The organism is Rhodoferax sp., assembly GCF_028689305.1.
GTDB lineage: Bacteria > Pseudomonadota > Gammaproteobacteria > Burkholderiales > Burkholderiaceae_C > Rhodoferax.
Genome location: NZ_JAQTWM010000020.1, coordinates 30,051 through 41,838, shown reverse-complemented (window position 1 = coordinate 41,838; position 11,788 = coordinate 30,051). Strand labels below are relative to the sequence as shown.

The window sequence follows — 11,788 nt, the reverse complement described above, 5'->3', positions numbered from 1 at the left end:
GCTACATTGGTGGGGACACCGATAGGCGTCATGGCTGGGATTTATCTGGCCGAATTCGATACCAAGGGCTGGCTGGCTTCGGTCACACGGTTCGTCAACGACATCCTGCTGTCGGCACCATCCATTGTGATTGGCCTGTTTGTGTATGCCGTGGTGGTCACGCGATTCAAGTCATTTTCTGCTTATGCTGGTATTGCGGCATTGGCCTTGATTGTGATTCCGGTGGTCATTCGTACCACTGAAAACATGTTGCAGTTGGTCCCTGCCGGTTTGCGCGAGGCCGCTTATGCCTTGGGTGCACCCAAATGGAAGGTCATTTTGAGCATCACCATGCGCTCGGCACGTGCAGGTGTTGTCACAGGTGTGTTGTTGGCGGTGGCACGGATAGCCGGTGAAACTGCCCCGTTGTTGTTTACGGCTCTGAGCAACCAGTTCTGGACATCCAATTTGAGTGAGCCCATGGCCAGCTTGCCCGTCACCATATTTAAATTTGCCATGAGTCCTTACGAAAACTGGCAGAAGTTGGCTTGGGCAGGTGTTTTCCTGATCACCCTCGCTGTGCTGGGGCTGAATATTCTGGCTCGGGTTTTGACGCGGCAAAAAAATTGACCCTCTGTGCCCGCTACGTATAAAGGTTGTTGATGATGACAATGAATGTGACCACAAAACGCGAGAGTCCCAAGATTTCCGTCAGAAATCTGGACTTCTATTACGGAAAGTTTCATGCTCTCAAAGGGATCAATCTGGAGATCCCTGAAAAGAAGGTGACCGCCTTCATCGGTCCATCAGGGTGTGGCAAGTCCACACTGCTGCGGGTGTTCAACCGCATGTTTGAGTTGTATCCAGAACAGCGCGCACAGGGAGAGGTCATTCTGGATGGTGAGAACCTGCTGACCAGCAAGCAGGATGTGGCCTTGTTACGCGCCAAGGTAGGCATGGTATTTCAAAAGCCGACACCTTTCCCGATGTCCATTTTTGACAATATCGCATTTGGCGTGAAGTTGTTCGAGTCCCTGAGTGCGACGGACATGGAAGAACGTGTTGAGTGGGCACTGCGCAAGGCGGCATTGTGGCCGGAAGTCAAGGACAAGCTCAAGCAGAGTGGTTCGAGCCTGTCAGGTGGGCAGCAGCAGCGCCTGTGCATTGCCCGTGGTGTCGCGATCAAGCCGGAGGTGTTGCTGCTGGATGAACCCTGTTCTGCCCTGGACCCGATCTCGACCGCCAAAATCGAAGAACTCATCATTGAGCTCAAGCAGGACTACACGGTGGTGATCGTGACCCACAACATGCAGCAGGCGGCACGTTGCAGTGACAACACCGCCTATATGTATCTGGGTGATCTGGTGGAATTTGGTCCGACCGAGCAAATCTTCTTCAAACCTAACCGGCAGGAGACGGAAGATTACATTACTGGCCGATTTGGCTGATTTTTTGAAACCGGTGATCTTTTTCTTGATCGGTTTATTGAAAGCGCAAGACCATGCCCGAAAAACATTTATCCACGCAATTTGACAGTGAACTGAGTGCCGTTTCCACCCGGTTGATGGAGCTGGGAGGCTTGGTGGAATCGCAGATTCAACAGGCCATCTATGCCCTGTCCCAATTCAGCATCGAAGTCGCGGACCAGGTGACGGCGACCGAAGCCAAGGTCAATGCCATGGAAGTGGAGATTGACCGTGAGCTTTCCAGCATCATTGCCAGACGCCAGCCAACGGCACGTGACCTGCGTTTGCTGATGGCCATTTCCAAAGCCACTGCCAATCTGGAACGAGTGGGTGATGAAGCCGAGAAAATTGCGCGCATGGTGCGTTCCATCATTCGCAGTGGTGCTCCCCGGTCATTGCCATCGCTGGAATTGCGGGTGGCTTCCGACATGGCTTCTGGTTTGCTCAGAAAAGCATTGGATGCGTTTGCGCGGCTGGACACGGTCACAGCTCTGACCATCCTCAAGGACGATGATTTGATTGACAAGGAGTTTGATGGTTTTGTGCGCAAACTCATCACTTACATGATGGAGGACCCGCGCACCATTTCTCCCAGCCTTGATCTGCTGTTTCTGGCCAAGGCGATAGAGCGCATTGGTGACCATGCCAAGAACATCGCCGAGCTGATCATCTACATTGTCAAAGGGGCCGATGTGCGACACGCCTCCATGGCGCAAATTGAGTCGGTGGTGAAATGAGGCGTTTGCCCAGTGTATTGATCGTTGAGGATGAACCGGCCATTGCCGAATTGATTTCGGTGAATTTGCGCCACAGTGGTTTTCGGCCGATCTGGGCCATGGACAGCGCCACTGCCCAGGCGGAATTGGACGCGGTATTGCCGGATGTCATTTTGCTTGACTGGATGTTGCCCGGCGAGTCCGGGCTGACATTGGCCAAACGCTGGCGTTCCCACTCGCGTACCAAGGTGATTCCTATCATCATGTTGACAGCTCGCGCGGACGAACTGGACCGCGTGGCGGGTTTGGACGCGGGAGCCGATGATTACATTGCCAAGCCTTTTTCCACCAAGGAATTACTGGCTCGCATTCGAGCTGTGTTGCGCCGTCGCGCTCCGGAGCAGGATGTCGCCGTTGTGACCTTGGGTCAATTGAGTCTGGATGCTGCAACCTACCGGGTCACGTTTGCCGGCCTACCGGTGAAATTGGGGCCAACCGAATTCAAGTTGTTGCATTATCTGATGACCCATGCTGAAAGGGTGCATAGCCGATCACAACTGCTGGATCAGGTTTGGGGTGATCACGTGTTTATTGAAGAGCGCACGGTGGACGTGCATGTCAAGCGATTGCGTGAGGCCATGGGTGTTCAGGCTGCTGCCATGATCGAAACGGTTCGCGGAGCTGGTTACAGGCTCACCGTCCAGGGCCAATGTTCTGGTCCTGTCGCCGCTTGATCCAGCCTTTCTGACGGTTTTCTCATGTTTGGACGCATCGTCGCTTTCCTGGGGGGCCAGATCGTGGGAATTGGTTTGGGCTGGGTTCTGGGCTCGGGCGATGAGCGACCTGTTACTGCGTTGTCGGGCGGGTTGCTGGGGGCATCACTCTGGTTTTTGTTCGATGCCCTGCGCGCTGCACAGGCTTTGCGATGGTTGCGTGCGGATGAACTGAAGACACTCCCTCCAAAAAGCGGCATGTGGGGTGAACTGCTGGAACGAACCCAACGGCTGCTGCGGGCCAGAGATCGCGTCATTGCTGACAGTGACCATCGTCTTCAGGATTTTTTATCTGCGCTGCAGGCATCGCCCAATGGCGTGGTGTTGTTGGATGGGCAGGGCCGGATTGAGTGGTGCAACCAGACGGCGGCCACGCATTTTGGTTTGGATTCCTCGCGTGATTTGCAACAGACCATTGGGAATCTGGTGCGCGACCCTGGCTTCGCGGCCTATCTTGCCAGCCGCAGTTTCGATCATGAGCTGCGCATGCCGGGGCGCGACCATTCCCCCAGCCGGCCTGTCAACTTGTCGGTGCAGCTTTACCCCTATGGAGGAGGACGGTTACTGTTGTTGTCGCGTGACGTTACGGCTGTGGAGCAGGCCGAAGCCATGCGGCGCGACTTTGTGGCCAATGTGTCGCATGAAATCCGTACTCCCCTGACCGTGTTGGCCGGGTTTGTGGAAACTTTGCAGACACTTGAGCTCAGTCCTGAGGAGCGCGAAAACTATCTGGGCCTGATGGCCCGGCAATCCGGGCGCATGCAGAGTCTGGTCAATGATTTGCTGACGCTTTCCAAACTGGAGGGGAGTCCTGCACCAGGCCTGGACACCTGGTGCTCGGCTACGACGCTGATGCGGCAATTGGCGCAAGACGCACATGCCTTGACGCAAGTCCTCAATGGCACAGGCCAGCCTCAACACGAAGTGTCTTTTGACATCCTGTGGGAGGGGGAAATTGCTGGTATGGCCAATGAATTGCTCAGTGCCATGGGCAATCTGGTCAGCAATGCCATTCGGTATACGCCGCCAGGTGGCCGTGTCGAAGTCAGCATTCGTCCGTTGGCTGATGGACAAGTCATTTTTGAAGTTGTCGACAGTGGCCCCGGTATTGCACCAGAACACTTGCCTCGATTGACCGAGCGGTTTTACCGGATTGATCGCAGCCGGTCGCGTGAAACCGGTGGTACCGGGCTGGGGTTGGCGATTGTCAAGCATGTGGCTCAGCGCCATGGGGCGACGCTGGCGATCCATAGTGTCCTGGGCCAGGGAGCGCGGTTTGGAATTACTTTCCCGGCAACGCGTGTGCGCTGAAATGCCTAGTTGACCTGGCGTTCGTACAAATACAGCTTTTCATTGATGTCCGCCGGGTGATTGACGGCCCCCTTGAGTTGCCATGGTTTGCCGGGGATAAAACCAGCGGTTGCATGTGGGGTTTCACCATCAGCAATCAGCCAGGGACAGTTGGCTCCGGTTTCCACAGGTTTGAGATTCAGGTGACCGTGGAACTGGAAAGCCGCAGTCTGGCTGCGGCTCAAGCCGAGGGTGGACACACAGGTTGGTTTGTCAGGCATCATGGCTGTAGCCTGTTGCACCAGTGGCGCGTAACTGCGGGCAAAGTCCAGCAGTGGCAACCACAGTGTCATCAGCAAAAGCCAGCACAAGGCGGCGCCGCCGGCAGGCAGAATGACACTTTTCCAGAGTGCAGACCGGTGGCGCCCTGCACGCCACGTTACCAGCCAAGCCCAGGTAATGCTTGCACTGACCGCTATCAAAAATGTGGTTAATGAAAAACTGTGCTGAAACCCCGGCGCCAGTCGCGCGACGTTCAGTGCCGGCTGGGCCGGGATACCTGTTTCCATGGAAATCCAGACGACCCAGATGATCACGGCACAGCCGCTGAAAAATATCAGGGTGAACCAGTCGATCAGAGCCCCCACACTGCGTTTCAGGGTTGGCAGTGCAAATGCCGCCAAAGCGGCCAAGGCCGGCAGTGCCAGCAACAAGGATCGGTCAGCCGAGTTGGTGGTGAGGGTAGCCATGCTGGCTACAGCCACAAACCATAGCGGCAACCACAGGTGCCGGCTGGCGAAACGGGCTCCTAACAGTTGATGCCGCCAGCGCCACAATGTCCATACTGCCAAAGGCCAGGCGGGCCAGGTAAACCATAAAAAAAGGCGTCCCAAACTCTGCCATTCGGCCCAATTGGCAGATGGAACGGTCATGCGCCAGCGCCACAAATCAAGTTGCGTCGATAACACGGCGCAAGCCAACGTCATCATCAGCAGGACGGCGGCACGGTGTTTCTGCTGTCTGGATTCTTCCTGCCGCTGTCTGGATTCCAGCAGATAAATGGCTGCGCAACCCAGCCCCAGCAGCACAGCCATGCTAGGGGCACCCGACAGTGTTAGCCCGGTCAAACCGGCCACGGCACTGATGCCCGGCGTGATCGGGCGGCCAGGCAGAGCGGCTGTGGCGTAAAACAGCAGCGCAGTAAAACAGAGTTGTGCCAGGGCGGGTGTGCTTTCGTGGGCCAGTTGTGCCAGGCCTAGGCAGGCCATGAATGCCAAAACGCCTCCATCAGCAATCGCGCGGGCGTAGTCACTGGGGCGCGCTTCGCCACCAAACGCGAAGGCGACCGGCTGGGCCAGCGGGCTGCGCGCCAGGTAATACGTGCCATACCAGGTTGCCCAAAGTGCCAGCAACAGCAGTAACATGAAGGGTAGGCGTGCTGCCAGGTCAATGGGCAACCAGGCCGGAGCCAGTTCGATCGCCCAGGCGCCTAGCCAGTATGGCAGCAGCGCATCCACTTCGGGGCTTACCCCACCGAGCGTGGGATTCCACCAATCCGCCACGCCTCTGGCCAATTCGGCCATGTAGCCAAAAGCCGTGATGTCCGCCCGCTTCCAGGGGCCACGTCCCAGAAAACCCGGCAAAACATAGGCCAAGCAAAACAGCCAAAGCACCAGTCGTGGCAGACGTTGGACCGCATCCTGGGCAACGATGGCTGGCGTGGGCTGGTTCACGGTAGATGTGCTGGATGCTGAGCGCAAAGAAAAAGGCAGCTCGGAATCACCCGGCTGCCTTTGGCAGAACGCAAAAATGGTTTACTTGGCAGCTGTTTTGCCGAAACGGTTGCGGAAGCGTTCCACGCGGCCGCCCATGTTATCCACGGATTTTTGTGTACCGGTGTAGAACGGGTGCGATTCGCTGGAAGTGTCAAGCTTGAAGAGCGGCAGTTCGCGACCATCTTCCATTTTGATCATTTCCTTGGCATTGGCGCAGGAACGTGTCACGAATTTGAAACCATTGGACGAGTCCAGGAAACAGACTTCGCGGTAATTGGGGTGAATGCCTTCTTTCATATTTTCTCCATCAGTTGCGTTAGCCGCGCCAGCCCTTGCACAACCCACTGCGCAATTCAAAGCTGCTCGTACTTTTCGCGAAAAGCTTTAGATTATAGTTCAACCACCACGACGCATCATATCGAAGAATTCGCTGTTGTTCTTGGTGGCCTTCATTTGCTTGAGCACCATTTCCATGGACTCGATTTCGTCCATGTTGTAGAGGAATTGGCGCAGGATGCGGGTCTTTTGCAGGATGTCCGGGGCCAGCAGCAGCTCTTCACGACGCGTACCACTGCGGTTGAGCTGGATCGACGGAAACACGCGCTTTTCGTACAGGCGGCGATCCAGGTGGATTTCAGAGTTGCCGGTGCCCTTGAATTCCTCAAAAATCACCTCATCCATGCGGCTGCCGGTATCGACCAGCGCCGTGGCGATGATGGTCAGCGAGCCGCCTTCTTCCACATTGCGCGCCGCACCAAGGAAGCGTTTGGGGCGTTGCAGCGCATTGGCGTCGACACCACCGGTCAGCACCTTGCCGGAGGAGGGCACCACGTTGTTGTAGGCGCGGGCCAGGCGGGTGATGGAGTCCAGCAGGATCACCACGTCTTTTTTCAGCTCTACCAGGCGTTTGGCACGCTCGATCACCATTTCGGCCACGTGCACGTGGCGGGCGGCGGGCTCGTCGAAGGTTGAGGCAATCACCTCGCCCTTGACGGTGCGCTGCATTTCAGTCACTTCTTCAGGACGCTCATCGACTAGCAACACCATCATGTGGCTGTTGGGGTAATTGGCGGAGATGGCGTGGGCGATATGCTGCATCATCACCGTCTTGCCGCTCTTGGGTGGGGCCACCAGCAGGGCGCGTTGGCCCTTGCCGATGGGGGCGATGATGTCGATGATGCGGCCGGTGATGTTCTCGTCACTCTTCAATCCGTCACGTTCCAGGCGCATTTGCTCCTTGGGGAACAATGGCGTCAGGTTTTCAAACATGACCTTGTGTTTGTTTTCCTCGGGGCCGCCGCCGTTGACCTTTTCCAGCTTGTTCAGCGCAAAGTAACGTTCACCGTCCTTGGGCGTGCGGACTTCACCCTCGATCATGTCACCGGTGTGCAGGTTAAAGCGACGCACCTGGCTCGGGCTGATGTAGATGTCATCGGTGCTGGCGGTATAGCTGGTATCGGGGCTGCGCAGGAAGCCAAAACCGTCGGGCAGGATCTCCAGCACGCCGTCCGCAAAAATCTGTTCGCCGGCGCGCGCACGTTTTTTGATGATGGCAAACATCAGCTCCTGTTTGCGCATGCGCCCGGTGTTTTCAATCTCAAGATCTTCAGCTTGCTTGAGGACTTCTGACACGTGCAGTGCCTTGAGTTCGTTTAAATGCATGGATTTACGCGTTCGATGTGGGAGAGCAAAAACGGGGGAGGTGTGGCGGCCGGACTTGTTGTGCTAAGTCGCATGAGCCTCTGCCGGAGACTCTGGCCGACCCTTGGTGAGAGTCGGTGAGTGCTCGGATTATGACAGGAAAAACGCCGGGTTGAGAGTGGCAGGTGAGGGCGGGTGCGACAACCCGCCCGGGGACACGGATCAGGCCAGTTGCTGGTCGATGAAAGCAGTCAGTTGCGCCTTGCTCATGGCACCAACTTTGGTGGCAGCCAGTTGGCCGTTTTTGAACAGCATGAGGGTGGGGATGCCGCGGATGCCGAACTTGGCGGGAATGTCGCGGTTTTCGTCGACATTCATTTTGGCAATCTGGAGTTTTCCCTCGTAAGCAGTGGATACTTCATCCAGAATGGGGGCGATCATCTTGCAGGGGCCACACCACTCAGCCCAGTAATCCACCAGAACGGGAACACCGGATTGGAGGACATCGCCCTCAAAAGACGCATCGGACACATGTTTGATCAGTTCGCTGGCCATGAATTTTCCTGTTGGATGTATGTGACGAAAAAAGTAACTGCGAAATTGTGACAGAAAGCGGCATTGTCCACTATCCATCGATGCCTGACCTCACGGCATTTGTGCAAACCCATGAAAGCGTTGTAAAGAGATGAAAAAAATATTGGTGGTCGGCGCCGGACCGGCTGGTCTGATGGCGGCTGAAGTGTTGTCACGTGCTGGTTTGGCGGTGGCGGTTTATGACGCCATGCCCAGTGTCGGGCGCAAATTTCTGCTGGCCGGCAAAGGTGGCCTGAATCTGACACATTCCGAGCCGGCGGACCGGTTCGCCTCGCGTTATGGCCAGCGGCGCCAGCAGATCGAGTCCATTTTGCAGGGTTTCAACGCGGCGGATGTACGCGCCTGGGCGGGCTCGCTGGGGGTGGAAACCTTTGTCGGCAGTTCGGGCCGGGTGTTTCCGGTGGACATGAAAGCTGCCCCTTTGCTGCGTGCCTGGCTGCACCGGCTGCGTCATCCCGAGACCGGCCCGTCGGTGCAGTTTTTCATGCGTCACCGCTGGATTGGCTGGGGCCCGGGTGAGGGGGCACCGACCTGCCTGGACTTTGACACCCCTCACGGGACCGTTCGGGTGCAGGCCGATGCCGTGGTTCTGGCGCTGGGCGGCGGCAGTTGGGCCCGGCTGGGCTCCAACGGCGCCTGGGTGCCGTGGTTGCGCACCCGTGGTGTGGCGGTGGCGCCGCTGCTGCCGGCCAACTGCGGTTTTGACGTGAAGATGGGCTGGAGTGCCTACTTTGCCAGCCAGTTTGCCGGCCAGCCGTTCAAATCAGTCTCGATCTCGCTGAACACCAGCCACGGTGTCCGATTTGAGCGCCGGGGCGAGTTTGTGGCGACTGCCACTGGCGTCGAGGGCAGTCTGATCTATGCCGCGTCCCATCTGCTGCGCGACGACATCACGGCCAGCGGGCAGGCCACGTTTGAACTGGACCTGCTGCCGGATCGGCCCCTGTCCTGGGTACTGGCCGAGGTCTCCCATCCCCGTGGCAGCCGTTCCTTGTCGAGTCACCTCAAGAGCCGGCTGCATCTGGATGGCATCAAGACCGCCATCCTGCATGAAGTCTTGACCAAGGAGCAACTGCACCAACCCGAAGTCCTGGCTCGGGCCCTCAAGGCGCTACCGATCACCCTGCAGGCAGCACGGCCGCTGGATGAGGCCATCAGCAGCGCCGGTGGCGTGTTGTTCGAGGCGGCTGATGACCATCTGATGCTGGAGGCCTTGCCCGGCGTGTTTTGCGCCGGTGAAATGCTCGACTGGGAGGCACCAACCGGCGGCTACCTGCTGACTGCTTGCCTGGCCAGCGGTGTGCGGGCCGGGCAGGGTGTTTTGCAGTTTTTACAAGAAAAATAGGGGCTAGCCCGCGTGTTGATTGCTTTGATAGCTATGAAATTTGAAGCAATCAACAACTTGTCCGCAAGTCCAGCTGGCCGGCGCAAGCCACCGCCTGCTTGGGCATTTGAAAAAATTGGGGGGTTGACGAGCCTTGACCCCGGCACTGGCTCCACAGTTAGGGCTGCTTGGTTCCCCACCTGACCCGGTTGGCCGCTTCACCATGCGGGAAGGCCCGTCGGCGTGAATTGTAGCCAATGCCGGGATGCCCTGACGCAGCAGGTGCAACGTCGCCCTATAGAATCTGCGGCTATGTCCTATCTCGTGCTCGCCCGCAAGTATCGCCCCCGCAACTTCACCGAGATGGTGGGGCAGGATCACGTGGTGCAGGCGCTCTCGAATGCGTTGTCTACCGGCCGCTTGCACCATGCCTACATGTTTACCGGCACCCGGGGCGTTGGCAAAACCACGGTGTCGCGCATCCTGGCCAAATCGCTCAACTGCCAGGGGCCCGACGGCCAGGGCGGCATCACCGCCACGCCGTGTGGCGTCTGTCAGGCCTGCACCGACATTGACAGTGGTCGTTTTGTGGACTACACCGAGCTGGATGCCGCCTCCAACCGGGGGGTGGATGAGGTGCAGGCTCTGCTGGAGCAGGCGGTCTACAAGCCGGTGCAGGGGCGCTTCAAGGTCTTCATGATCGACGAGGTGCACATGCTCACCAACACAGCGTTCAACGCCATGTTGAAAACGCTGGAAGAGCCACCTGAATACCTGAAATTTGTGCTGGCCACGACCGACCCGCAAAAAGTGCCGGTCACGGTGTTGTCGCGGTGTCTGCAGTTCAACCTGCGCCCCATGGCGCCCGAGACCATTCGTGAACACTTGCAAGGTGTGTTGCAGACCGAGCAGGTCCCGGCTGACCTGCAGTCGCTCAAGCTGCTGGCCCGCGCCGCGCGGGGCTCCATGCGGGATGCCCTGAGCCTGACCGACCAGGCGATTGCTTTTGGTTCTGGCGCTCTTGAAGAAACCACGGTGCGCCAGATGCTCGGCAGTGTTGACCGTTCGCATGTGTTTCGTCTGCTGGACGCACTGGCCATGGGGGATGGCCAAGTGGTGGTCGAGACCTCCGAGACCCTGCGCCTCAACGGGCTCAGTGCCGCCTCCACCCTTGAGGAAATGAGTGCCGTGCTGCAACGCATGGCTGTGTTGCAGGCGGTGCCTGAGGCGGCGCAGGCCGATGATCCGGACCCGGAACTGGCCGAGCTGGCCCGTCTGGCCAAACTGATGCCCGCCGACGAAACCCAGTTGCTCTACAGCATCTGCCTGCATGGCCGTTCTGAATTGGGTCTGGCACCCGACGAATACGCGGCACTGACCATGGTGCTGCTGCGTCTGCTGGCGTTCAAGCCTGCGCGATCCAGCAACGGCGCGGCTGAAAAAAAAACCCTGAAAACAGCCCGGCCTGAAATTCCGGTGCCACCACGGGCGCTGGCGGCGTCTGCACCAGGCGTTGCAGCGGTCGGGGGGGCGGCGCTTGTTTCAGCAGAAAAAGTGGCTCCACCCCAGGTCGATCATGCTCGGATCGCGGCTGAACATGGTGCTGATGCGGCGTTGCCGGCGGGGCAGCATTTGCCTGTGATGACGATGCATGGGCCACTGCCGGTGGCCGAAAATTTTGAACAAAATAGGCCTCCAGCCCGGGTGGAATATGCCTCGGATGCTTCAAAAATTGAAGCAATTCAGGTGCGTGTGCAAGCCGATTCGGCACGGGATGCCGTGGTGGCTGGTGCGCCTCAGGTTCTGGGAGCCAGTGCCGAAGGTGATTTCTGGCACGCCACGGTCCAGGCGCTGATAGCCAGCGATGCCATCAGCGCCCTGGTGCGTGAACTGGCGCTGCAGTCACAACTGGTGGCGCGTGACACCGATCAATGGCTGTTGCGGGTCGAGCGCGAGTCGCTCAATCAGGGTGGCAGCCGCGACCGCCTGACGGCGGCGCTGGCGGCGGCGGGGTATCCGGTGCGGCTGATGGTGGAGGTCGGGCGCGTGACCGACAGTCCGGCCAGACGTAATGCCGCTGCCGCTGCCGAGCGACAGCTGGCTGCCGAGAAAATCGTTTTTGATGACCCGCTGGTGCAGTCGATGATGCGTGAATTTGGGGCGAAAATCGTGCCCGGCAGCATCAAGCCCCTGTGACTCCCGCACCAAAACGCGGGTTGGCGGCTATCCA

The 11,788-nt window shown here is 58.3% G+C and carries 11 protein-coding genes and 1 other RNA gene; 7 read left to right on the top strand and 5 right to left on the bottom strand.

Annotated elements, in window-relative coordinates:
- The 5 genes from pstA to phoR form a co-directional block, all read left to right on the top strand.
- On the top strand, window positions 1-609 hold a 609-nt coding region (gene pstA / locus PHW99_RS06475; RefSeq protein ID WP_300174924.1), incomplete at its 5' end, for a phosphate ABC transporter permease PstA.
- Between the two features lie 35 nt (window positions 610-644).
- Window positions 645-1,427, top strand: a complete 783-nt coding sequence (gene pstB, locus PHW99_RS06470; protein ID WP_300174936.1) for a phosphate ABC transporter ATP-binding protein PstB — start codon at window positions 645-647, stop codon at window positions 1,425-1,427.
- Between the two features lie 53 nt (window positions 1,428-1,480).
- Entirely contained in the window at window positions 1,481-2,182 is a 702-nt protein-coding gene (gene phoU / locus PHW99_RS06465) for a phosphate signaling complex protein PhoU (RefSeq protein WP_300174922.1), read from the top strand.
- Window positions 2,179-2,895, top strand: a complete 717-nt coding sequence (phoB, locus tag PHW99_RS06460; protein ID WP_300174920.1) for a phosphate regulon transcriptional regulator PhoB — start codon at window positions 2,179-2,181, stop codon at window positions 2,893-2,895. The genes phoU and phoB overlap by 4 nt, the downstream gene beginning before the upstream one ends.
- A 24-nt stretch (window positions 2,896-2,919) precedes the next feature.
- Complete coding sequence (gene phoR, locus PHW99_RS06455; RefSeq protein ID WP_300174918.1) at window positions 2,920-4,245, top strand: phosphate regulon sensor histidine kinase PhoR; 1,326 nt, start codon at window positions 2,920-2,922, stop codon at window positions 4,243-4,245.
- A 5-nt stretch (window positions 4,246-4,250) separates the two neighbouring features.
- On the opposite strand, the gene PHW99_RS06450 is transcribed toward phoR, so the two are convergent.
- The 4 genes from PHW99_RS06450 to trxA all read right to left on the bottom strand — a co-directional run bounded on the left by PHW99_RS06450 (window position 4,251) and on the right by trxA (window position 8,195).
- Entirely contained in the window at window positions 4,251-5,957 is a 1,707-nt protein-coding gene (locus tag PHW99_RS06450; protein WP_300174916.1) for a hypothetical protein, read from the bottom strand.
- An 81-nt stretch (window positions 5,958-6,038) separates the two neighbouring features.
- Window positions 6,039-6,296, bottom strand: coding sequence for a type B 50S ribosomal protein L31 (locus PHW99_RS06445; RefSeq protein WP_300088519.1), 258 nt, complete (start codon window positions 6,294-6,296; stop codon window positions 6,039-6,041).
- A gap of 99 nt (window positions 6,297-6,395) precedes the next feature.
- On the bottom strand, window positions 6,396-7,661 hold the full coding sequence (gene rho, locus PHW99_RS06440) for a transcription termination factor Rho (RefSeq protein ID WP_300174914.1): 1,266 nt from the start codon (window positions 7,659-7,661) through the stop codon (window positions 6,396-6,398).
- 201 nt (window positions 7,662-7,862) lie between these two features.
- Window positions 7,863-8,195: a thioredoxin TrxA gene (trxA, locus tag PHW99_RS06435; protein ID WP_300174912.1), complete on the bottom strand. Its 333-nt coding sequence runs from the start codon at window positions 8,193-8,195 to the stop codon at window positions 7,863-7,865.
- A gap of 130 nt (window positions 8,196-8,325) precedes the next feature.
- Here trxA and PHW99_RS06430 point away from each other — a divergent pair, with 130 nt between their 5' ends.
- Window positions 8,326-9,579, top strand: coding sequence for a TIGR03862 family flavoprotein (locus PHW99_RS06430; RefSeq protein ID WP_300174910.1), 1,254 nt, complete (start codon window positions 8,326-8,328; stop codon window positions 9,577-9,579).
- Between the two features lie 122 nt (window positions 9,580-9,701).
- Here PHW99_RS06430 and ffs read toward each other — a convergent pair.
- An RNA gene (gene ffs / locus PHW99_RS06425) (signal recognition particle sRNA small type) lies at window positions 9,702-9,798 on the bottom strand.
- Between the two features lie 72 nt (window positions 9,799-9,870).
- Between ffs and dnaX the strand changes: the two genes are divergently transcribed.
- Complete coding sequence (dnaX, locus tag PHW99_RS06420; protein ID WP_300174908.1) at window positions 9,871-11,754, top strand: DNA polymerase III subunit gamma/tau; 1,884 nt, start codon at window positions 9,871-9,873, stop codon at window positions 11,752-11,754.
- Window positions 11,755-11,788 lie beyond the last annotated feature (34 nt).

What these genes read in the sequence shown, in the direction of transcription:
- pstB (WP_300174936.1), top strand. Translation starts at nt 645, where the DNA reads ATGACAATGAATGTGACCACAAAACGCGAGAGTCCCAAGATTTCCGTC.
- phoU (WP_300174922.1), top strand. Translation starts at nt 1,481, where the DNA reads ATGCCCGAAAAACATTTATCCACGCAATTTGACAGTGAACTGAGTGCC.
- phoB (WP_300174920.1), top strand. Translation starts at nt 2,179, where the DNA reads ATGAGGCGTTTGCCCAGTGTATTGATCGTTGAGGATGAACCGGCCATT.
- phoR (WP_300174918.1), top strand. Translation starts at nt 2,920, where the DNA reads ATGTTTGGACGCATCGTCGCTTTCCTGGGGGGCCAGATCGTGGGAATT.
- PHW99_RS06445 (WP_300088519.1), bottom strand. Translation starts at nt 6,296, where the DNA reads ATGAAAGAAGGCATTCACCCCAATTACCGCGAAGTCTGTTTCCTGGAC.
- rho (WP_300174914.1), bottom strand. Translation starts at nt 7,661, where the DNA reads ATGCATTTAAACGAACTCAAGGCACTGCACGTGTCAGAAGTCCTCAAG.
- trxA (WP_300174912.1), bottom strand. Translation starts at nt 8,195, where the DNA reads ATGGCCAGCGAACTGATCAAACATGTGTCCGATGCGTCTTTTGAGGGC.
- PHW99_RS06430 (WP_300174910.1), top strand. Translation starts at nt 8,326, where the DNA reads ATGAAAAAAATATTGGTGGTCGGCGCCGGACCGGCTGGTCTGATGGCG.
- dnaX (WP_300174908.1), top strand. Translation starts at nt 9,871, where the DNA reads ATGTCCTATCTCGTGCTCGCCCGCAAGTATCGCCCCCGCAACTTCACC.